Consider the following 21,562-nt stretch of genomic DNA (forward strand, 5'->3'; position numbering starts at 1 on the left):
GGCACCGCATCGCCCAGTTCGCACGGCTGGGACGGCGGGTCTCATCCCTGTTGCGGAAGACGAATCCCGGCCTGTCATCGAACTGTGACACGCGACTCCTAGAGGCGGACCATGCGAGGGGCGTCGGTGGATCATCCCGCTGGCGTGAATGACTCGCGAGGGCCCGAATCATGTCCGACGCGCGCCTATCCCCCGTGATCGCCGCCGGGCGACCGATCGGCTTGGAGAGCGGGCCGCGGCGCTCCGGGCCGCAGCTCGACGGGCGCCTCCACGTCTCGGGCCTGATCGGGTTCGCGCTCGTCCTCCTCGGCGGCCTCGCCTATGCGGGATACAGCCTCGTTCACGACATGAACGCGGTCGGTGAGACACCGCTGGCGATCGGAGCCTTTGCGCTGCTGGCGCTGGCTCTCCTGATCGCCCTGGCCTTCGAGTTCGTGAACGGCTTTCACGACACCGCCAACGCGGTGGCGACGGTGATCTACACCCATGCCCTGCCGCCGCTGGTCGCGGTGATCTGGTCCGGCGCCTTCAACTTCCTCGGGGTGATGCTGTCCTCCGGCGCGGTAGCCTACGCCATCGTCACCCTGCTGCCGGTGGAGCTGATCCTGCAGGTCGGGTCGTCGGCCGGCTACGCGATGATCTTCTCCCTGCTGATCGCCGCGATCCTGTGGAATCTCGGCACCTGGGCGCTCGGCCTGCCGAACTCCTCCTCGCACGCCCTGATCGGCTCGGTGATCGGCGTCGGCCTCGCCAACCAGCTGATGGCGCCCGAGGGCCAGGGGACCTCCGGCGTCGAGTGGGGGCAGGCGGTGACGGTGCTGGAGGGGCTGCTGATCTCGCCCGTCCTCGGCTTCGTCCTGGCGGCCCTGCTGCTCGTGGCCATGAAGGCCGTCGTCAAGCGCCGGGACCTGTACGAGGCGCCCGCGGGCGAGGCCCCGCCCCCGCTCTGGATCCGCGGCCTGCTCATTCTCACCTGCACCCTGGTGTCGTTCTTCCACGGCGGCAATGACGGCCAGAAGGGCATGGGCCTGATCATGCTGATCCTGATCGGCGCGGCGCCCACCGCCTATGCCCTCAACCGCACCATGTCGGACGACATGACGCCGGTCTTCGTGAAGCAGTCGCAGGATGCGCGCGCGGTGTTCGCCGCCCGGGCCGGGACCATGGCGCCCCCCGACGCGGCCGCCGCCCGGGTCCAGGTCGCCGAGGCCCTGCGCACGAAGGCGCTGAACACGCCTGCCGTCTACGCGGCGCTCGCCGCCCTCTCGGAGGATATCGCCGCCTCGGTCCAGCGCCACGGCGCGATCCGGCAGGTGCCGGCCGCCGCCACCCCGAATCTGCGCAACGACATGTACCTTGCCGCCGACGCGGTGCGCCTCCTGCCGGGCACCGGGGCGGGCTTCCCGGAGGCCGAGGGCAAGGTGCTCAAGGCCTATGCCGGCCTCCTCAACGACGGTACCCGCTACATCCCGACCTGGGTGAAGGTCTGCGTCGCCCTGGCGCTCGGCCTCGGCACCATGGTGGGCTGGAAGCGCATCGTCGTCACGGTGGGCGCGCGCATCGGCAAGACCCACCTGACCTACGCCCAGGGCGCCTCGGCCGAGATGGTGGCCGCCGGCACGATCGGGCTCGCCGAACTCTATGGCCTGCCGGTCTCCACCACCCACATCCTGTCGAGCGGCGTTGCCGGCACCATGGCGGCCAACGGCTCGGGCCTCCAGGTCGCCACCGTGCGCAACATGGCGCTCGCCTGGGTCCTGACCCTGCCGGCCGCCATCACCCTGGCGGGCGGCTTGTTCCTCGTCCTGCGGCAGGTGTTCTGAGGGCTGGGGGATTCGCCGCCAACCGGCTCGCAGGACGTGGATTTCGCGCGCGTCGCCCTATCCCCCGTTGGGCTACGGCCTTCCCACAACGCGCGGGCTGCAGGGATCCCCTTTCCTTCCAGCAGAGGGAGACCCGGTGCGTCTCACGCCCACCCGCAGATGACCGCCATCACACTGTTCCCGGTCGAGGTTTGCCCCGTCAGAGTTGCGTGAATCCAGTCGCCCCTGCGGGAGCGGGTGGCCCGCGTAGCGGATCGGGCCGGCACGCCGTCCCGCAAGAGGGGAACGCGCGGTTCGGAGAAGTCGCCCCCTCTCCCGCCTGCTCCGCAGGCACCCTTCCCCGCAGAGAGGGAGGGGCGAACCCGCGCCTGGGCGAATCGCGTCAGCGCACCCGAGAGCGCTGGATGAATCCAACAGCCATTCTCGGGCGGAGGGCCGCGTCGCGGCCGCCGGAATCGCCCGCACCCCCCGCTTTCTTGAGGTCGCGCGGCGCTGCGTGTAGGTCGGGGGCAGGCGAGATCCGGTTCGGACGGCCGCAAGGGATTGCATGCGCGTCTTCGTGACCGGCACCGCGGGCTTCATCGGCTACCATCTCGCGCGGCGTCTCCTCGCGGAGGGCCACGCCGTGACCGGGTTCGACGGGTTCAGCGATTATTACGACGTCGCTTTGAAGCGGGCGCGCCATGCCGACCTCGCGCGGAGCCCGGATTTCACCGCCGTCGAGGCCCGGCTGGAGACCCCGGGTGCCCTGCGGGAGGCGGTCGAACGGGCCGCGCCCGACATCGTCGTGCATCTCGCGGCTCAGGCGGGCGTGCGCCACAGCCTGGAGAATCCCGGGGCCTACGTGGAGGCCAACCTCGTCGGCATGGCCAACCTGATCGAGGCGGTGCGGGCGCATCCGGTGCGCCACCTCCTGTTCGCCTCCACCAGCTCGGCCTATGGGGGCAACACGGCGCTGCCGTTCCGCGAGACCGACCCGGCGGTGACACCGCTCACCCTCTACGCCGCCTCCAAGCTGGCCGGCGAGGCGATGGCGCATGCCTATAGCCACCTGTTCGCGATTCCGACCACGGCGTTCCGGTTCTTCACCGTCTACGGCCCCTGGGGTCGGCCGGACATGGCCCTGTTCCTGTTCACCGCCAAGATCCTGGCCGGCGCGCCGATCACGGTCTATGCCGGGGGTGCGGCCGAGCGCGACTTCACCTACGTGGACGACCTCGTGGCGGCGATCCGGGGCCTGATGGACCGGCCGCCGGCGCCCGCCGAGGGGCCGGTCTGTCCCGGCGACACTTTGAGTCCGGTGGCGCCGTTCCGGCTGGTCAATATCGGCGGGGGGCGCCCGGTCCGCATCGACGCGATGATCGACGAACTGGAGCGCGCCCTGGGGCGCCGCGCCGAACGCATCCTCCAGCCCCTGCCCCCCGGCGACGTGCCGCGCACCGAGGCCAGCACCGATCTGCTGCGCGCCCTCGTCGGCGCCGTGCCGGACACCCCGCTGAGCACTGGGATCGCCGCCTTCGTGGCGTGGTATCGGGACTATTACGGGGCCTGATCCGGCCCACCCCAGGGCGGGTGACCTCGTCGAACCCGCCCCTCTCTCAGCGCCCTCTCCCCGGACGCCAACCTCTCCCCGGACGCCAACCTCTCCCCGGACGCCAACCTCTTGCCGAGCCCAACTTGCCGAGCTTAAGCCGCCCGATGATCTCCAGACCCTTCTCGCCCGGGCGCGCCGCGCCGGTGGCCCGCCGATGACGGCCCTGCGTTCGACAGCCCTGGCGGCGGCGGGGCTCCTCGCCTTCCTGCTGTTCTGGGAGGCCATGCCGCGCCTCGGCCTGATCAACCCGGCCTTCCTGCCGCCGCCGAGCACCATTCCGGCCGCCTTCCTCAACGAGGTCCGCCTCGGGGTCTGGGGCGAGGCGGTGCTGTCGAGCCTGAGCCACTACGTGGCGGGCCTCGGGGTCGGGGCGGGAGCCGGCATCGCGCTCGGCCTGCTCAGCGGCATGTTCCGGGGCTTCGAGGCCTTCACCGCCTGGATCGTGCGCCTGCTGCGGCCGATTCCGGGCCTGGCCTGGGTGCCGTTCGCCATCATCTGGTTCGGCGTCCAGCCGGAGGCGGCCGTCTTCATCATCGCCATCGGGGTGTTCTGGATCGTGTTCTTCGCCACGCAGGGAGCGGTGCGGGGCGTCGACCGCGACCTCGTCGAGGTGGCCCAGGCCTTCGGCTTCGGCTCGCCCTGGGCGCGGCTCACCAAGATCCTGCTGCCGGCCGCGACCCCCGGCATCCTGGTCGGCCTGCGGACCGCGCTCGGCCAGGCCTGGATGGCGGTGGTGGCCGCCGAGATCTTCGGCGTGCCCGGCGTCGGCGCCCGGATGATGCAGGCCTCCAGCCTGCTCTCCACCGACATCGTCGTGGTCTACATGCTCACCATGGCCGCCCTCTACGGCCTGTTCGATACGGCCTTCGTCGCCCTCCAGGGCTGGCTTCTCCGGTGGCGCGCCTGATGTCCGAGCCGATCATCTCCATCGCGGGGCTGGAACTCGCCTACGCGCGCGACGGCGCCCGGACGGTCATCCTGCGGGACCTCGACCTCGCGGTGGCGCGGGGCGAGTTCCTCGTCATCGTGGGCGAATCCGGCGTCGGCAAGTCGACGGTGCTGCGGGTGCTGATCGGGCTCGCTCAGCCCAGCGCCGGCACCGTGCGGATCGAGGCCCGGCCGGGCTGCCGCACGCCGATGGCCCTGGTGTTCCAGGACGCGCGCCTGCTGCCCTGGCGCCGGGTCATCGCCAACGTGGCCTTCGGGCTCGAGGGCAGCGGCCTGTCGAAGGCCGAGCGCCTGGCCAAGGCGCAGGCGATGCTCGACCTCGTCGGTCTCGGCGATCTGGGGCAGCGCTGGCCGCACCAGCTATCCGGCGGCCAGCGCCAGCGCGTCGCCATCGCGCGGGCACTCGCGGTCGACCCCGACGTGCTCCTGATGGACGAGCCGTTCTCGGCGCTCGACAGCTTCACCCGCGAGGGTCTGCAGGACGAGTTGCAGCGCATCCAGGCGGCGACGGGCAAGACCATCCTGTTCGTCACCCACGACATCGACGAGGCGGTGACCCTGGCCGACCGGGTGGTGGTGCTGGCCGGCAGCCCCGGCCACCTCGCCGCCGAGATGCCCATCACCGTGCCCCGGCCCCGGCGCCGGCGCGATGCCGCCCTGCAGGAGGCCGCCCGGCAATTGCGGATGGAGCTGTCGAACCGCTCGTCGGAACTCTGACGGCACGGGATGCCAAAAGGGTCGCGGGCGCGGCCGTTGCCATCGGGGGCCCGGGGCTCTACCCCGGCGGGAGCCCCCGTTCGCTGCAAGGACCTGGCCGATGCGCCGCCGCACCCGCTCGCTGATCGGCACGATCGTGATGCTGGCCTTCATCATCCTCTACGCGCCGCTCGCGATGGCGCTGGCCGACAGCCGCATCTCGCAGACGCCGGCCCCCGTGCAGGCGGTGCTGTACGCCCTCCTCGGCATCGCCTGGATCTTCCCGCTGATGCCGCTGATCAGCTGGATGGGCAAGAACGATGCGACGAACGATGCGACGAACGATGCGGGCGACCGGGGCTGACGCCCCATTCGGCGCCAGAATCGCCGGGTGACGTCGGGTTTTCGCCGCACTCGCGGCCCAGAAGCGCGGCGTGTCATTCGTTAAGAGGCCGTTGTCCCGCTCAATGCCGCGTCTGTGCCCGTCCTCGCTCGCCCTCGGCCTCGCGTTCCTGGTGGCCGTTCCCGTCCTGTCGGCCCGGCCGGCCGGGGCGCAATCGACGCCGCGCTCGGTCTCGGATTGCGAGCGCCTGAAGAACGACCTCGCCTACAACCAGTGCCTCGCGATGTTCGGGCCGGCCGCCAAGAACGTCGCCAGCGGGGCCGCCGCCGGGGCGGCCTCCGCCTCGGCCTCGGTCGCCTCCGCGCTGGCGGCGATCCCCCAGCGCCTGGAGGCGAGCGCGGCCGCCACCGGGGCGGCGATCGCCGCGATCGGGCATCGCGGACGGCGCGGGCGGTACGCGCGCCACGGCCGCCAGAGCGCCAGCTTCGCCGTCGCGGGCGGAGAGAGCCGCTCGTATCGCCGCCACCGCCGCCGGCGCTGAATCCCATCAGTCGACGTTGAGCCGGCGCCCCCGGTTCCAGGCCAGGAACGGCACGCCCGAGAGCAGCGCCGAGAGCGCGGCCTCCGTCTGGTGATGACCGTTGACCGAGACCCGCGGCAGCGCGTGCAGGTGGGCCGCATGGCCCCCGAAGAGGTGGCCCGGCCGGGTCGTCACCGCCGTGGCGAAGCCGAGGTCTCGCGCCAGGGCGAATTCGCGCCGCCCCGCCGAGGTCGGATCGCCCACCGGGTAGGACAGGTGCGTGACCGGGCGCCCGAGTTCGGCCGCGATCCGCGCCCGCCCCGCCTCGATCTCCCGCCGCGCCACCGCCGCATCGTGCTTGGCCAGCATCGGGTGGCTGATCGTGTGCGCCCCGAAGGTGACGCGGGGGTCGCGGCCGAGGTCGCGCAGCTCGGACCAGGACAGGCACAGATCCGCGGCCAGCCTGCCCGGCACCAGCCCGGCCTCGGCGCAGAGGCCGGCGATGACGGCGAGGAGCCGCGCCTCGGGTCCGGCCCGCAGATGGCGGTAGACCGCCGCGAAGGCGCCGGTTTTCTCCGTCGCATCGCGGGCGGGCAGGTCGAGATCGCCGTCCGGCACCCGCACCCGGTCGAGGCGGCCGATCGCCCGTTCCAGTTCGAGCCACCACAGGCGCCCGTGGCCGCTGGCGAAAGCGCTGGTGACGAACAGGGTCCAGGGGGCGTCGTGGCGGCGCAGGACGGGGGCCGCATGCTCGGCATTGTCGCGGTAGCCGTCATCGAAGGTGAGCACCGCGAAGGGCCGTCCCCCGCGGGCGAGGCGTTCGGGCACGGCGTCGAGGGCGATGATCTCGAAGCCGCGCTTCCGCACCAGCGTGACGGTCCGGTCGAGGAAGTCCGGGGTGATCGCCAGGAGGCCGTTCGGCGCATAGGCCGCCGGCGGCTCCGGCCGGACATGGTGGAAGGTGAGGATCAGCCCGCGCCCGCGCGCCACCGGGCCGAGCCACAGGTCGGCCCGGCTCGCCGCGATGGCGCGGAAGCCGGCGGCGAACAGGCGGTGGCGCCGGCTGAGCGCGGGCGTTTCGGTGGCCGACATGGGGAATCCGATCGGGCGGGACGCCAGGGGAGCACGCCAACCGGCAAGGTTTCGTTACCCACGTGGGCAGACAGGCGGTCCTCGTCGGTCCGGCGTCACGGACGGGTTAAGGCTTGGCGGCGCAGGGTCGGTCGATCGATCCGGCGGGTTCCGATCCGCCGGTCAACCGGACCGATGGCCCGCGCGGCGGGCCCAGGATGATCCCATGGCTGTTCTCGCTCATGACCTGACTGGAGCCGGAGCGATGCGGGCGCGGGTGCAGCACGGCCTCAGGGCCGACATCCTCGACGATCTCGGCACCGCCGAAGCCCTGTGGCGCGCGATGGAATCCGATCCGGCCGCGCTGGCGACGCCCTATCAGCGCTTCGACTGGGTCGCGGCCTTCGTCGCCGGAACCGGGGGGGGCGAGGCGGATCTGCGCGTCGTGGTGCTGCGCGATCCCGCCGCGCGCGCGCGCGTGCTGATCCCCCTGGTGGTCGCCCGCGAGGGCGGCGCACGGGTCGCCCGCGTGATCGGCGCCAAGCACGCCAACTACCACATGCCGCTCTTCGCCTCGCGCGAGGCGGCGGCGATGCGTCCGGAGGATCTGTCCGACGCGCTGCGCCTGATCGGACGCAAGGCCGGCATCGACGTCTTCGCCCTGTCGCACCAGCCCCGCTTCTGGGACGGGGCCGCCAATCCCCTGCACCACGAGGCCGAACCGGCCCCGAGCGACGCCTACGGGCTGATGCTCGGACCCGACCCCGACGCCACCCTCAAGCGGGTCTTCAGCAGCGATGCGCGCAAGAAGCTGCGGGCCAAGGAGAAGAAGCTCGTCGAGGCGTTCGGGCCGGTGGCGTGCCAACGGGCCGAGACCCCGGAGGCGGTCGAGCGCTATCTGGCCGCGTTCTACGAACAGAAGGCCGCCCGCTTCGCCGGCATGGGGCTCGCCAACCCCTATGCCGATCCCGCCGTGCGGGCCTTCCTGGCGCGGGCGACGGTTCCCGGGGCCAGCCCCGCCATCGAGGTCACCGCGCTGGTGGCCGCCGGGACCGGCCGCGTCTTCGCGGTTTTCGCGGGCGCCGTCGATGCGCAGCGCTACAGCGGCATGATGACGTCCTTCGACGCCGATCCGGCGGTGAGCCGGTCCAGCCCCGGCGACATCCTCCTGCACCACCTCATCGCCGACCAGACGGCGCGGGGCCGGCGCAGCTTCGACCTCGGCGTCGGCGAGGCCCGCTACAAGAGCAGCATCTGCGACGAGACCATCGAACTCGGCGAGGTGACCCTGCCGGTGACCCTGCGCGGCCATGTCTTCGCCCTGCGGATCATCGCGGCCGCCCGCCTCAAGCGCCGCATCAAGCGCGACCCGCGCCTGATGGCGCTCGTATCCCGCCTGCGCCGCCACCGGGCCGCGACTGAGTAGGCCGGACTACGGCGGCAGGAACGCCATCGCATCCACCTCCACCAGCATGTCGGGGAAGGCGAGCGCCGCGACACCGATCAGGGCGCTGGCGGGTGGGCATGCGGCATTGATCCAGCGATCCCGCACCGCCCGGATCGCCGGCAGCTCGGCCGGATCGTAGTCACGGACGTAGATCGTGAGGCGCGCGACGGCGCTGAAATCGGCGCCGGCCGCATGGAGCGTCGCCTGCATGTTCCGGAAGACTTGATCGAGCTGCGTCGCCCGATCACCGGCGACGATCGTGCCCGTGTCATCGAAGGGAACATGGCCGGACAGGATGAGAAGTCGCCCCTCCGAGAGCAGCATGGCTTGCGAGATGCCGGGAATGGACGGACCGGGCGGATTGATCGGACGCAGCATCGTGATCCAGTCCTGCTTCGGGATCGAATGACATCTCGCGGACGGCCTGAGCCGAAGACAGTCCCTGCGTCGGGTGCGACGCGTGCCAACCCCGGAGGCAGCCGCAGGCGTGCCGACCGCGTTCGGCGCAGCATCGGTCTCGGCCGCACAGGCTCGGAGGACCGTCCCGATGGCAGCGGGGTGCCGGGGCTCGGGGCGCTTCTCCGCGGACGACGGGATCGGCATGGCCGAAGGACAGCCATCTTAGGTCGCAAGATTCCCGGCCGGTCAACCGGTCGTCGTATTCCGAGGCGTGGCTGAGTGGAGTGATCGCCGCGCGTTCGTCCGATCGGACGGCGGAACGCCAAGACCCCGCCCTTCGCAAGACCCCGCCCTTCGCAAGACCCCGCCCTTCGCAAGACCCCGCCCATCGCAAGACCCCGCCCTTCGTCCGACGCGAAGGGCGGGGTGGTTCAGCCTGGAGGGAGGGGGACGAGCGGCGGCTGGGCTCAGGCCGCCGAGCGGCGCAGCGGCATCGCCGCCTCGTCCGCGAAAGCGGGGCGCTCGGCGATAGCCGGGCCCGCCGGAGCGAGGGTCGCAGCTGCCAAATCCTGGGCTGCAAAATCCTGGGCCACCAGGATCTGGCCCGCGCCGGAGGCTTCGGCCAGGCCGTAGAGGTCGAGGAGGTCGGCATCCTCGGGATCGCGGTCGGAGGCGATGACCACCGCGTCCATCTGGTGTCCGGCCATCTCCAAGATCGCGCGGGCGGTGCGGGTCTGCGGTGCGCCGAGGCGGCACACCACCCAGTCATAGGCCTGGGCCAGGGCGTCGAGGGTGATCGCCAGGGCCTGGGGCTCTTCCAGCAGGATGCCGGCGGCGAGGAAGCCGCGCGGGATCGCGTGCAGGCGCGAGCCGGGGATCGCCTGGATGACGTCGAGGAAGGCGGCCTCGCCCGCCACGAGGTCGGTCAGGCCGGCCTCGTCCGGACCGCAGGCTGGGCCGTTGAGATCGAGGACGAGGACACTGGCGCCCGCCGTCAGCGCGCTGCCGAGGCTGACGGCCAGCCCGGCCTCCGCCCGCCGGACCGGCGCGTCCTCCATGACCAGGACGGTGCGGCCCGCCCCATCCCGGGCCGGCGCGGCGCCGTCGCGCAGGCGCGCCACCAGCGGGTCGAGAGCGTAGCTGCCCGCCTCCCCGGCCTTCGGGGCTCCGGCGCCCCGGGCCTGCGGCAGGCTTTCTGCCTGCGCCGGCGTGAGGCTTTCGGGCTGCGCCGGCTTTGCGCTTTCAGGCTGCGCCGGCTTTAAGCTTTCGGGCTGCGCCGGCCTGGGGCTGTCCGAATCCATGCCGGCCGCCGACAGAATCGGGCGCGTGGCGACGGTGTCCGCGACCGGAACCTCCGGCGTGAGGACCGTGCGCTCAGGCTCCCCGAGCGTGCCGGCGGTGAGCGGGGCCGGGCCGTGCCCGCCCTGGCGCGCCATGGCCAGGGAGGCTTCCGGGAAGGCGAAGGGCTGGTGCCGCTGGATCGGACGCTCGGAGCCGGACTCGGAGTCCGTCTCGCTCCGCCGCCGCCGGCCCGAGCCGTCGGGATCGGTGAGGAGGTGGCGAGCGATGACGGCGCCCATCGAGAACAGCAGGCCGAGCACCGCCGCCAGCAGCACGATCGGCAGCTTCTTGGGGAAGGACGGGGTCTCGGGCGTGATGGCGCGCGAGACCACGCGGGCATCGGCCGGGGCGGCGCTCTCGGCGTCGCGGGCCGAGGCCTCGCGATAGCGGGCGAGGTAGGATTCGAGCTGTTCGCGCTCGGCCTTGGCCTCGCGCTCCAGGGCGCGGAGCTGGACCTCGCTGGAATTGCCCTTCGAGACCACGTCGCGCTGGGCGTCGACGGCGGCGCTCAGGCTCTCGACCCGGGCTTCTGCGATGCGGGCGTCGTTCTCGAGGGTGCGGACCACCCGCTCGGCGGTGGCCTTGATCTGGGCGTCGAGGTCCGAGATCTGCGCGGTCAGTTCCTTGATGCGCGGATGGGCGGGGAGGAGGGTGCGGGATTCGAGGGCGAGCTGGTTGCGCAGGGTGATGCGCTGCTCGACCGTGCGGCGGATGATCTCGTTGTTGGCCACATCCGGGATCTCGAAGGCGCGGCCGTCCTTGATCATCTCCTTGATCAGCTTGGCGCGCCCGGCGAGATCGGCCTTGGCGGTTCGGGCCTGCGACAGCTGGGTCGACAATTCGCCGAGCTGCTGGGCGCCGAGAGGCTGGCCGGCGGCGCCGCCGGTGGCGATCAGGCCATGGCTGGCGCGGTAGGCCTCGACCTTGGATTCCGCCTCGGCGACGCGGGTACGCAGGGCCTCGATGTTGCCGCCGAGCCAGCTGGAGGCGTAGCGGGCGGTGTCGGTCTTCGCCGCTTCGAGGGAGCCGATGTAGAGTTCCGCGATGGTGTTGGCCGCCTGGGCCGCGAGGTGCGGATCCTGCGAGCGGAACTCCACCGTGAGGATGCGCGACTTGCCGGCCGGGTAGACGCTGAGGCGGTCGAAATAGGTCTCCAGGATCCGCTCCTCGGGCGGGCGCTCCATCGGATTGCGGGCCAGCCCGATCATCATCAGGGCGCGCTGCAGCGGGCCGAAGCCGGCGACGCTCGGATCGAATTCGGCGTTGCCGGCCAGCGACAGCCGGCGGATCGCCTCGCGGGCGAGGTCCCGCGACATCACCACCTGGACCTGGCTCGCCACCGCCTGCTCGTCGATCGGCTGGGGCTGCTCGCCGCGTTCCTGGGCGGTGCGGGTGTAGGGCGTGTCGCGGCTCTCGAGCAGGATCTTCGCCTCGCCGGTGTAGCGCGGCGACACCACCTGCACGAACGCGATGGCGCCGATCGTCGCCAGGGCGGTCGGGATGACGATCCAGCGCCAGGACCGGCGCAGCAGGCCGGCGAGTTGCGCCAGCCCCAACCCCTCGCCTTCGGCGGGCGGGGCGTCGCGGGTGGGCTGGAACGGCGAAGAGCGGGGCATGGCTCGATCTTTACGCAAGGCAAGGAGGTCGACCGCGGGCGGGCCGGCTCTGATGCGAATAGAGCGCGTTAAGGTTGATCGGACGTTAAGAGGCGGGGTTTCGTACGGATCGTTGCGGGACGTCAGTGTTCGTTAACCATGTCGGCCTAGGAGTGGGATCGAATCTTCCTCACGACGGCAGTAGTGATGAACCGGCGATCACTTCTCATAACGCTGACGTCGAGCCTGATGCTCGGCGGCTGCCTGCGCCCGGATTTCCGGACCGATCAACTCGACGCGACCGGCACCGGCTCGATCGGGGCGCGCTACACGCTCTCCGCCGGCGACCGCCTCCGGGTCATCGTCTTCGGCCAGGACAACCTGTCGAACATCTACGCGGTCGACGGCGCGGGCAACATCGCGATGCCGCTGATCGGCCTGGTGAAGGTGGGCGGCCAGCCCACCGCCCAGGCCGCGCGCACCATCGAGGCCAAGCTCTCGGCCGGCTTCGTGCGCGAGCCCCACGTCACCGTCGAGGTCGACGCCTACCGGCCGTTCTACATCCTCGGCGAGGTCACGACCTCGGGCCAGTATCCCTACGTCAACGGCATGGCGGTCGAGACCGCGGTGGCGATCGCGGCCGGCTTCGGGCCCCGCGCCGCCCGCGACTACGCGGTGCTGACCCGCGAGGGCCGGGACGGCCTCGTCTCGGGCATCGTGCCGATGACCTATCCGGTGCGTCCCGGCGACACCATCGTGATCAAGGAGCGCTTCTTCTGATCGGCATGCCGGATTTTGGAATGCCGGATTTCCGAATGCCGGGCTTTCGAATGCCGGGCTTCGGGCCGCGATCTTCGCAATACTGTTCCGGAAGTTAGGACTCGCCTAACCGAACCGCGAAGGATTCTGCCGATCTTCGGCCGGACGGGGCCGCGCGGCGGTCCGTTTAACGGTCCGCCCACCTCTCGGACGCCAGGTTCCCCCGACGGACATGCGGTCTGACCGCTGGTCCCGTGTCGCGTGGAGCAGCTTGTCGTGCGTGCGTTCGCCCCTGGTCTGATCGGCTCCGGCGTCTCGGGGTCCAGCCTTGCCACCTCTGGCCTCGCCGCGCCCATCGCCGGGTCCGACCTGTCCGCATCGGTCCTGACCGGCGGGTCCGGCAGCGCCTCGCAGCGCATCCTCCACATCTTCCGCGCGCCCGTCGGCGGTCTCTTCCGCCACGTCCTCGACCTCGCCCGCCTCCAGGCCATGGCGGGCCATCAGGTCGGTATCCTCTGCGACGCCGCCACCGGCGGCGAGCGCGCCGCCCGGGCCCTGGCGGACCTCGCCCCCTGCCTCGCCCTGGGGTTGATGCGCCTGCCGATGCACCGCAACCCGCATGTCTCGGACCTGAGGATCCTGCGCGCCGTCGCCCGGCACGCCGAGGCCGTGGCCGCTACCGTGCTGCACGGCCACGGCGCCAAGGGTGGCGTCTATGCCCGCATGGCCCCGTTGCGCGACCGCGGGCCGATCCGCGCCTATACCCCCCATGGCGGGAGCTACAACTACAAGCCCGGCACCCTGCCCCACCGGGTCTATATGGGCGTCGAGCGCCTGATGGCCTTGCGCACCGACGTCTTCCTGTTCGAGAGCGAGTACGTCGCCGCGCGGCACCGCACCTATGCGGGCGACCCGGGCCGGATCACCCGCATCGTCCACAACGGCATCAGCGAGGCGGAATTCGCCCCGATCGTGCCGGCCGAGGAGCGCGCCGACCTCGTCTATATCGGCGAATTGCGCGACGCGAAGGGCGTGCCCTTCCTCCTCGACGCCCTCCTGCGCCTGCGCGCCGAGGGTCGCCCCCTGCGCCTGCTGATGGTCGGCTCCGGCCCCGATTCCGAGGTTCTGGCCGAGCGGGTCGCGGCCATGGGCCTGCGGGACGCGGTGGCATTCGAGCCGCCGCAGGCGATCCGCCCGGTGCTGGCCCGCGGCCGGATCATGGTGGTGCCCTCGCTCGCCGAATCCCTCCCCTACGTGGTGCTGGAGGCGGCCGCCGCCTGCCAGCCCCTCGTCGCCACCAATGTGGGCGGCATTCCGGAGATCTTCGGGGCCGCCGCCTCCGACCTGGTGCCGCCCCGCGACGGGCAGGCCCTCGCGGCCGCGATCGCCCGCGTCCTCGACGAGGAGCCCGCCGCCAGCCGCCAGCGCTTCGAGGCCCTGGCGGCTTCGGTCCGGACGCGGTTTTCGATGACCCGGATGGGCTCGGACGTGCTGTCGGGCTATGCTGCGGCCCAGCGCGCCCGGGCGGAGGCCGCCCGCCCCGCGGTCGCCTCAGCGGGACCGTGACGCGACGGCCTTGTCCCCTGCCCGCCCGATCGCCGCCCCCGCTGTCCCTTGCGCCCGAAACAAAGCCCGGAAGCCCGTATGAGCGCCTTCGATGTCCGTGACCTGCTGGACGCTGCCGGCCGGTTCGCGCCCCAGCCCGAGGGCGGCCTCTCCGTCGCCCTGCCGCCCGCCGAGGCGCGGGCGCCCGGCCCGATGCCGGCACCGGCGCCGGCCCTGCACTCGCCGGTGGTGCTCGCGGGCTGTGTCCGGATCGCGGAATTCGTCGGCGTCGCAGCCATCGGCCTCGTGATCCAGCGCCTGCAGCTCGCCGGGATCGTGGCGCTGTCGCCGCGCTACCTCGCCACCGCCCTCGGCATCGCCGGCCTCGCCGTGCTCCTGCTCCAGGTCACCGGGGCCTACGGCATGGCGGCCTTCCGGTCCCTGCCTGGATCGGCCCTGCGGCTCGCCGGCGCCTGGTCCCTGGCCTTCCTGGTGGTGGCCGCCATCATGGTCTTCGCCAAGATCGCGGATCATTATTCCCGGATCTGGCTGGCGAGCTTCTTCGTCACCGGGCTCGCCGCCCTCGCGGTCGGGCGCTTCACCCTGGCGCGCTTCATCACCGCCCAGATGCAGCGCGGCCATTTCGACCGGCGCACCGCCATCGTGGGCGGCGGCCCCGTCGCCGAGGAACTGATCCGCGCCCTCGACGGGCAGCCGGATTCCGGCGTCCGCATCGTCGGCGTGTTCGACGACCGGGGCGACACACGCTCCGACACGGTGGTGGCGGGCTACCCGAAGCTCGGCACCGTGACCGACCTCGTCGCCTATGCCCGAACCACGCGCCTCGACCTCATCATCTTCACCATTCCGATCGCCGCCGAGGACCGCATCCTGCAGATGCTGGCCAAGCTCTGGGTGCTGCCGATCGACATCCGCCTCTCGGCCCAGGCCTCGAAGCTGCGCCTGCGGCCGCGCGCCTATTCCTATCTCGGCGGCGTGCCGGTGCTCGACATCTTCGACAAGCCGATGGCCGACTGGGACATCGTGGCCAAGACCATCTTCGACCGCGTGGTCGGCTGCGCGATGCTTCTGGTCCTGGCGCCCGTGATGCTCGCCGTCGCCCTGGCGGTGCGCCTGACCTCGCCCGGCCCGGTGCTGTTCCGGCAGAAGCGCTACGGCTTCAACAACGAGCTGATCGAGGTGTTCAAGTTCCGCTCGATGTATGTCAGCCAGAGCGATGCCGGCGCGGCGCGGCTGGTCACCCGCGACGACCCGCGCGTCACCCCCGTGGGCCGGTTCATCCGCAAGACCTCGCTCGACGAGCTGCCGCAGCTCTTCAACGTCATCAAGGGCGAGCTCTCCCTGGTCGGTCCCCGGCCCCACGCCCTCCAGGCCAAGGCCGCCAACACCCTCTACGACCAGGTGGTGGACGGCTACTTCGCCCGCCACAAGGTCAAGCCCGGCATCACCGGCTGGGCCCAGGTCAATGGCTGGCGCGGCGAGACCGACACCAGCGACAAGATCCAGAAGCGCGTCGAGCACGACCTGCACTACATCGAGAACTGGTCGATCCTGTTCGACGTGAAGATCATGCTGGCGACCCCGCTTTCGCTGTTCCGGACCAAGAACGCCTACTGATCCGGCCCGCTTCCCGGCAGCGCGAGACCGGTCCGGCGGTTTGAGCGGCGCGCCGATGACGCTGCGACGGGCTGCTGCGGGGCTCACCTTTCTTGCCGCCGCCCTGCGTCAACGCTGCGGGCGTGGAATTTGTTGACCGGCGCCGGCGGCTTGGCCATGGAACGGGGCTTGAATCCATTCGAGGGTGCAAGCCGTTTTCGTGATGTGTTCCCGCCCTGCCCGCCTGCGCGCGCCGGCTCCCCGAGCCCCTGGACCGTCACGGCCCCGAGCTTGGGGGGGCGTTGCCGAGAGAGGCCGTCCCGATGTCGGCTGAGGCCGGCGCCTTCCTGGTCGGGGGCGGCGCGTCCGGGGCGGCGATCCGCGAGGCGGACTGGTCGGCCTCCCCGCTCGGGCCGCTGGAGACCTGGCCCTGCGCCCTCCGGGTCGCTCTCGGCCTCGTCCTGAACTCGCCCGAGAGCATGTTCCTGGCCTGGGGGCCGGACCTGCTGTTCTTCTACAACGACACCTACCGGCCCCTCCTCGGTCCCCAGCGCTCCCAGCGGCAGGGCCAGCCGCTGGCGGAGCTGTGGGCGGATGTCTGGGACCAGGTGCTGCCCATCGTCGAGAAGGCGCTGGCCGGCGAGGCGAGCCGCTTCGAGGACCTGCCGCTGACCACCGCGTCCTACGGCGTCCCGGAAGAGACCTGGTGGTCGTTCTCCTACTCGCCGGTCTATGACGATGCCGGCGCCATCGCGGGCATGTTCTGCATCACCAACGAGACCACGCGACGGGTGCTGTCGGAGCGCGGCCTGCGCGAGATGAACGAGACCCTGGAGCATCGGGTCGAGGAGCGCACCGCCGAGCGCGATCGGGTCTGGCGCAACTCCCGCGACCTCCTGGCGGTGGTCGGCACCGACGGGATCTTCCGCGCGGTCAACCCGGCCTGGGACGAGATCCTGGGATTCGCCCCGGAGGAGATCGTCGGCCGCAGCTTCCGCGACTTCGTCTGGCACGAGGATACCGACCTGACCCAGAGGGCCGTCGACCAGGCCGCCATGCAGGATGACCTCACCAGCTTCGAGAACCGCTACCGCCACCGCGACGGCAGCCCGCGCTGGATCTCCTGGCACAGCTCGGCGGAGGGCGCGCTGATCTACGCCTATGGCCGCCACATCACCCGGGAGAAGGAAGCCTCCGCCGCCCTCGCGGTGGCCCAGGAGCAGCTGCGCCAGTCGCAGAAGCTCGAGGCGGTGGGACAGCTCACCGGCGGCGTCGCCCACGACTTCAACAACCTCCTGACCATCATCCGCTCGTCGGTGGACTTCCTGCGCCGGCCGGACCTGCCGGAGGTGCGCAAGCGGCGCTACCTCGATGCGGTCTCCGACACGGTGGACCGAGCCGCCAAGCTGACGGGACAGCTCCTCGCCTTCGCCCGGCGCCAGACGCTGAAGCCGGAGGTGTTCGAGGTCGGTACGCGCCTGCGGGCCCTGGCCGAGATGCTCGACCCGGTGATGGGCGCGCGCATCCGGGTGGCGACGGAGCTGCCCGAGGCGCCCTGCTTCGTGCGCGCCGACCTGAGCCAGTTCGAGACCGCCCTGGTGAACATGGCGATCAACGCCCGCGACGCCATGGCGGGCGAGGGCTGTCTCACCCTGCGGCTCACCTGCGCGAACGGCATCCCGCCGATCCGCGGCCATGCGGGTGCGCGGGCGCCGTTCGCCGCGATCGCGCTCAGCGATACCGGCCCGGGCATCGCGCCGGGCCAGCTCGGGCGCATCTTCGAGCCGTTCTTCACCACCAAGGAGGTCGGCAAGGGCACCGGCCTCGGCCTCTCCCAGGTGTTCGGCTTCGCCAAGCAGTCGGGGGGCGACGTCGACGTGACGAGCCGGCCCGGCCTCGGCGCCACCTTCACGCTCTATCTGCCGGAGGTGGCGCCGGCCCCGGCCGAAGGCTCCGCCGCCCCGGCCGAGGCGCCCTCCCCGGTCGGGTCCGGCCAGCGCGTCCTCGTGGTCGAGGACAATGTCGAGGTGGGGCGCTTCGCCACGCAGATCCTGCAGGACCTCGGCTACGAGACGACCTGGGCGGCCAATGCCGAGGAGGCCCTGGAGCGGCTCGGCGACCGGGGCGCGGGCTACGACGTCGTGTTCTCCGACGTGGTGATGCCCGGCATGGGCGGCATCGCGCTGGCCCGCCACCTGCGCCGCCATCTGCCGCACCTGCCCGTGGTCCTGGCCTCCGGATACAGCCACGTCCTCGCCGAGGAAGGCGCCCAGGATTTCGAGTTGCTGCACAAGCCCTACTCGGCCGAGCAGATCGCCCGCATCCTGCACCGGGCCACAGCCCGGTCCGGCGGCGTGCCCGGCGGCTGAGGTCCTCGGTTCCAAACGACATCGGCTGCGCCCCCGAGAGGCGCAGCCGATGTCGTCGTTGGTCGATCGGGCGTCCGGCTGGGCTCAGCCTGACCGGACGCCTCGGGGCCGGGAGACCCGGAGCAGGGAGACTCGGGCCGGGTGCCCTACGGCAGCGCGCCGGCCTTCTTCTTGGCCTCGGTCATGGTGTCCTCGCAGCCCTTCATGTCGCCGGCCTTGTCCTGGGCGCGGGCCTTCTTGATCAGGTCGCGGGCCTCGGCGACGCCGCCGGCGCTGGCGGTGGTGGACGGGTCGGTCGGCTTGCCCTTGGGCGCGTGGTCGAGGGCCTTGTCCGAGTGCGAGGAGGTCGGGCCGCCGGGCGGCTCCTTGCCCGTCACCTGCTCGGCGCCGGCACTGTCGAGGCGGCGCTCGATGGTGGCGATCTGCTCGGAGCAGGAGGAGGCGAGGACCGGACCGGCGGTGCCGAGGAGGATGAGGGCCGCCGGAAGGGCGAGGGTGATTCGCATGAATGGGCTCTCCAGAGGGGCGGCCGCCCCCAATGGGCGGCCGACTTCGTCAGGGTCGCCAAAGAAGCGCCGGCGGGCGACGAGAGTTCCTTTGTATCGAGGGTCCCTGCGGCCTCCGGGCCTGCGGCTTTGAAGCGCGCCGCCACCCCCGTGCGGTGCTCCGCCTTGCCGAGCGGGCCGTCGCGATCCGGACCGAGGGCCGACCCGTCGGCCGCAACGGCGACGGGCGTCGTCGGCAGGATCATCCTGCCGTGGGGATCATCCCGCCGCATCGCTCGGGTCTCCAACGACGAACGGCGCGGATCTCGAACATCCGCGCCGTTCCTTGGTTCATGGCCGCTGGTATGGCCGCTGGTATGGCCGCTGGTATGGCGGCTGCGCCGACCCGGGGTCGGCGCCGCGTCGCGCGGGCTTACCAGGTGACGCGGACGCCGCCATAGGCCGAGAGGGGCTGCACCAGGGTGGTGGTGCGGGGATCGTTGATCACGAAGTTGCCCGCGACCGAGCCCGTCTCGGCGAAGGTGCCGAAGTTGGCGTAGCGGTTGTTGAACAGGTTGGTGACCAGCGCGAAGACCTGCACGTTCTGGGTGACCTGAATGCTCGTGTTCAGGTTGGCGGTGAAGTAGGGCGGCAGCTTGCGGTTGATGTTCGACTCGTCGCCCCGGAAGTAGGACGAGGAGAAGGCCGAGAGGTTCATGCCGAAGGTCCAGATCGGCGTGATCAGGTAGTTGAACCCGGCCTTGAACTGGTGGTTCGGGATCAGCGGCACGTTGTTGCCGCGGCGCACGTTGATCAGGCCGTCATCGGCCAGCGGGTTGTTCGGCGAGGACAGCTCACCGTCGAACTGGAAGGTCGCGTCGATGAGCGCGTAGTTGCCGTAGAGGCTGAGGCGCTCGCCGACATACTCGCCCGAGACCTCGATGCCCTGGCGCTGGGTGGCCGGCACGTTGACGAAGTAGCCGCGCGCGGCGTTGCCCGGCACCGCGACCTGCAGGATGTCGTTGCGCAGGTCGGTGCGGAAGGCGCCGATCTTGTAGTTGAACAGGCCGTTTTCGTAGAAGTTCGGCACGGTGCCGCGGAAGCCCACCTCGTAGGTCTGGCCGGTGACCTGCTTGAGCGGCGGATCGGCCACCAGCGAGTTCGGCAGCAGGCAGGGACGGTCGGGATTGGCGCAGGCGAGTTCGAGCGGCGTCGGGGCGCGGTTCGACTCGGAATAGCCGCCGTAGAGGTTGAGCCAGGGGAAGAAGCGATAGGTCGCGCCCACCACCGGGTTCACCTTGGTGAAGTAGTGGGTGCCCGTCACGTCCGGCGAGAAGCCGGTCTGGTCCTGGGTCGAGATGCGGGCGAAGTTCAGGCGGGCGCCGGCGGTGAGCGACAGGGCGTCGGTGACGTCGAAGGTGTCGAGGGCGTAGAGGCCCATGTAGAGATTCGAGCCGGTGACGTTGCTGGGCGCGATGCCCAGCGCCGCCGCCGTGCGGATCGCCTCGGTGCCGAGGCCCGGGATGGTGCCGTAATTCGGGTTCAGCGGATCGGTGGTGACGCTGAGATCCGGGTTGATCACGCCGAGCGTGCTCGAGGACTTGTAGGAATAGTTGGCCGCATCGATGCTGCCGCCGACCACGAAGGTGTTGTTGTGGCCGAAGACCTGGTCGCGGTTGGTGGCCTGCAGGGTTCCGCCGTAGCCCACCGCCTCGGTGCGGATGGTGTCGAGGGTGCCGTAGGGGACGCCCGTGGTGAACGGGATGCGCTGGCCCTGGCGCCCGACGATGGTGAACTGATCGCGGAAGGCCCGGTCGCTCAGGGCGCCGCGCTCGAAGCCGTCATCCTCGAAGCACAGGAAGCCGCGGTTGCTGGAGCGGGTGCTGCACTGCTCGAAATTGCCGTCGTTGCCGTCGATCACGAACTGGCTCAGGCGGCGCACGTAGGCGTTGCCCTGGAGGTCCCAGGTCGGCGAGACCGCGACCTTGCCGGTGACCTGGATCTGGCCCTGCTCGGTGGAGATGGTCTGCGGCGAGGTGAAGATCGCCCGCTCGTTGACGTGGGTGAAGTCCACCGGCGTGGCGGCGGCGGCGCCGAAGAAGGTCTTGGCGCCCGAGGCGATGATGTGGAACTCGGAATCGAGGGTCTTGTGTCCGAGATCGGCGTAGACGCGGCCGATTTCCGAGGGCGACCGGAAGCGCCAGCCGCCGTCGCGCAGGCCCTCGCCGGCGAAGTAGAAGCTCCAGGGGCCGATGACCTCGCCGTATTGCAGGGAGCCGCTGATGCGCCCATCGGAGCCGCCGCTGACGGTGATCTCCTTGCCCTGCCAGGTGTAGCCGTTCTTCATCTCGATGTTGACCGCGCCGCCGAGCGCGTTGAGGCCGAAGACCGGGTTGCCGGTGACGATGTCGATCCGGTTGATCGCCACCGAGGGGATCAGGTCCCAGTTCACCACGTCGCCGAAGGCTTCGTTGATGCGGACGCCGTTTTGATAGACGGCGAGGCCCTGCGGCGCGCCCTGCAGCGGCGAGGCGTCGAAGCCGCGATAGGTCAGGGTCTGGCGGAAGCCATTGCCCTGTCCGTCCGACAGGTTCACGCCCGGCGTCTTGCGGGCCAGGGTGAAGGTCGGGTCGAGGGTGGCCCGGTCCTGGGCGAAGTCGGCCGCCGTCACGGTCTCGACCGTGTTGGGGATCTTGTAGAGCGACTGGCCGCCGCCACCGCCGGTGGCGCTGACCGGCGTGGTCGCGACCACGTCGAGTTCCGACAGCGTGACCGCCTGCTGTCCACCCGCTGGCGCCGCGCCCTGGGCGTAAACCGCGCCCGGAATCAGTGCCACCGACAGCAACAAGCTGCCGCGCAAGGTCCGCTTCTTCATCCCCAAGCCCCTCGGTCGTCTTCGTGTCCCTGCCCCTTGTCCGGGGCTTCGGTCACACTTTTGAGAGGATCGGTGACGAAGAACAATCGCGCGGCGGGCCGTTTGCGTGGATTTACCGTGCCAAACCTTGCTTGG

16 protein-coding genes are annotated in these 21,562 nt (G+C 71.2%); 11 read left to right on the forward strand and 5 right to left on the reverse strand.

Going from position 1 to position 21,562, the window contains the following annotated elements:
• Positions 1-170: 170 nt before the first annotated feature.
• The 6 genes from ASF60_RS09260 (at position 171) to ASF60_RS09285 (ending at position 5,945) form a co-directional block, all read left to right on the forward strand.
• A complete protein-coding gene (locus ASF60_RS09260; RefSeq protein ID WP_056183682.1) occupies positions 171-1,823 on the forward strand; it encodes an inorganic phosphate transporter in 1,653 nt (550 codons plus the stop codon).
• Between the two features lie 547 nt (positions 1,824-2,370).
• Positions 2,371-3,375 carry an NAD-dependent epimerase/dehydratase family protein gene (locus tag ASF60_RS09265; RefSeq protein WP_056183684.1) on the forward strand — a complete coding sequence of 335 codons (1,005 nt, stop codon included), beginning with the start codon at positions 2,371-2,373 and terminating at the stop codon, positions 3,373-3,375.
• 196 nt (positions 3,376-3,571) lie between these two features.
• Positions 3,572-4,324 carry an ABC transporter permease gene (locus ASF60_RS09270; RefSeq protein ID WP_056183686.1) on the forward strand — a complete coding sequence of 251 codons (753 nt, stop codon included), beginning with the start codon at positions 3,572-3,574 and terminating at the stop codon, positions 4,322-4,324.
• The gene (locus ASF60_RS09275) at positions 4,324-5,082 is read left to right on the forward strand and encodes an ABC transporter ATP-binding protein (protein ID WP_056184296.1); all 759 of its coding nucleotides are present in this window, start codon (positions 4,324-4,326) and stop codon (positions 5,080-5,082) included. The genes ASF60_RS09270 and ASF60_RS09275 overlap by 1 nt, the downstream gene beginning before the upstream one ends.
• A gap of 100 nt (positions 5,083-5,182) precedes the next feature.
• Positions 5,183-5,425: a DUF2842 domain-containing protein gene (locus ASF60_RS09280; protein ID WP_056183688.1), complete on the forward strand. Its 243-nt coding sequence runs from the start codon at positions 5,183-5,185 to the stop codon at positions 5,423-5,425.
• 103 nt (positions 5,426-5,528) lie between these two features.
• Positions 5,529-5,945 carry a hypothetical protein gene (locus ASF60_RS09285; protein WP_056183690.1) on the forward strand — a complete coding sequence of 139 codons (417 nt, stop codon included), beginning with the start codon at positions 5,529-5,531 and terminating at the stop codon, positions 5,943-5,945.
• A gap of 6 nt (positions 5,946-5,951) precedes the next feature.
• On the opposite strand, the gene ASF60_RS09290 is transcribed toward ASF60_RS09285, so the two are convergent.
• Entirely contained in the window at positions 5,952-7,016 is a 1,065-nt protein-coding gene (locus ASF60_RS09290; RefSeq protein ID WP_056183693.1) for a polysaccharide deacetylase family protein, read from the reverse strand.
• A gap of 205 nt (positions 7,017-7,221) precedes the next feature.
• On the opposite strand from ASF60_RS09290, the gene ASF60_RS09295 reads away from it, so the two are divergent.
• A complete protein-coding gene (locus ASF60_RS09295; protein ID WP_056183694.1) occupies positions 7,222-8,421 on the forward strand; it encodes a GNAT family N-acetyltransferase in 1,200 nt (399 codons plus the stop codon).
• 6 nt (positions 8,422-8,427) lie between these two features.
• Here the strand turns inward: ASF60_RS09295 and ASF60_RS09300 are convergent, their stop codons facing one another.
• Both ASF60_RS09300 and ASF60_RS09305 read right to left on the reverse strand, forming a co-directional pair.
• On the reverse strand, positions 8,428-8,820 hold the full coding sequence (locus ASF60_RS09300; protein ID WP_056183696.1) for a RidA family protein: 393 nt from the start codon (positions 8,818-8,820) through the stop codon (positions 8,428-8,430).
• A gap of 488 nt (positions 8,821-9,308) precedes the next feature.
• Positions 9,309-11,798: an exopolysaccharide transport family protein gene (locus tag ASF60_RS09305; protein WP_056183699.1), complete on the reverse strand. Its 2,490-nt coding sequence runs from the start codon at positions 11,796-11,798 to the stop codon at positions 9,309-9,311.
• A gap of 186 nt (positions 11,799-11,984) precedes the next feature.
• Between ASF60_RS09305 and ASF60_RS09310 the strand changes: the two genes are divergently transcribed.
• The 4 genes from ASF60_RS09310 (at position 11,985) to ASF60_RS09325 (ending at position 18,067) form a co-directional block, all read left to right on the forward strand.
• Positions 11,985-12,557, forward strand: coding sequence for a polysaccharide biosynthesis/export family protein (locus ASF60_RS09310; protein WP_056183701.1), 573 nt, complete (start codon positions 11,985-11,987; stop codon positions 12,555-12,557).
• 333 nt (positions 12,558-12,890) lie between these two features.
• Complete coding sequence (locus ASF60_RS09315; protein WP_244478390.1) at positions 12,891-14,102, forward strand: glycosyltransferase family 4 protein; 1,212 nt, start codon at positions 12,891-12,893, stop codon at positions 14,100-14,102.
• Between the two features lie 78 nt (positions 14,103-14,180).
• The gene (locus ASF60_RS09320) at positions 14,181-15,719 is read left to right on the forward strand and encodes an undecaprenyl-phosphate glucose phosphotransferase (protein WP_056183703.1); all 1,539 of its coding nucleotides are present in this window, start codon (positions 14,181-14,183) and stop codon (positions 15,717-15,719) included.
• 458 nt (positions 15,720-16,177) lie between these two features.
• The gene (locus ASF60_RS09325; RefSeq protein ID WP_443136751.1) at positions 16,178-18,067 is read left to right on the forward strand and encodes a PAS domain-containing protein; all 1,890 of its coding nucleotides are present in this window, start codon (positions 16,178-16,180) and stop codon (positions 18,065-18,067) included.
• 146 nt (positions 18,068-18,213) lie between these two features.
• On the opposite strand, the gene ASF60_RS09330 is transcribed toward ASF60_RS09325, so the two are convergent.
• Both ASF60_RS09330 and ASF60_RS09335 read right to left on the reverse strand, forming a co-directional pair.
• Complete coding sequence (locus tag ASF60_RS09330) at positions 18,214-18,573, reverse strand: hypothetical protein (RefSeq protein WP_056183708.1); 360 nt, start codon at positions 18,571-18,573, stop codon at positions 18,214-18,216.
• 412 nt (positions 18,574-18,985) lie between these two features.
• On the reverse strand, positions 18,986-21,427 hold the full coding sequence (locus ASF60_RS09335) for a TonB-dependent receptor (protein ID WP_056183710.1): 2,442 nt from the start codon (positions 21,425-21,427) through the stop codon (positions 18,986-18,988).
• Positions 21,428-21,562 lie beyond the last annotated feature (135 nt).

It is taken from the genome of Methylobacterium sp. Leaf113, assembly GCF_001423325.1.
Lineage (GTDB): Bacteria > Pseudomonadota > Alphaproteobacteria > Rhizobiales > Beijerinckiaceae > Methylobacterium.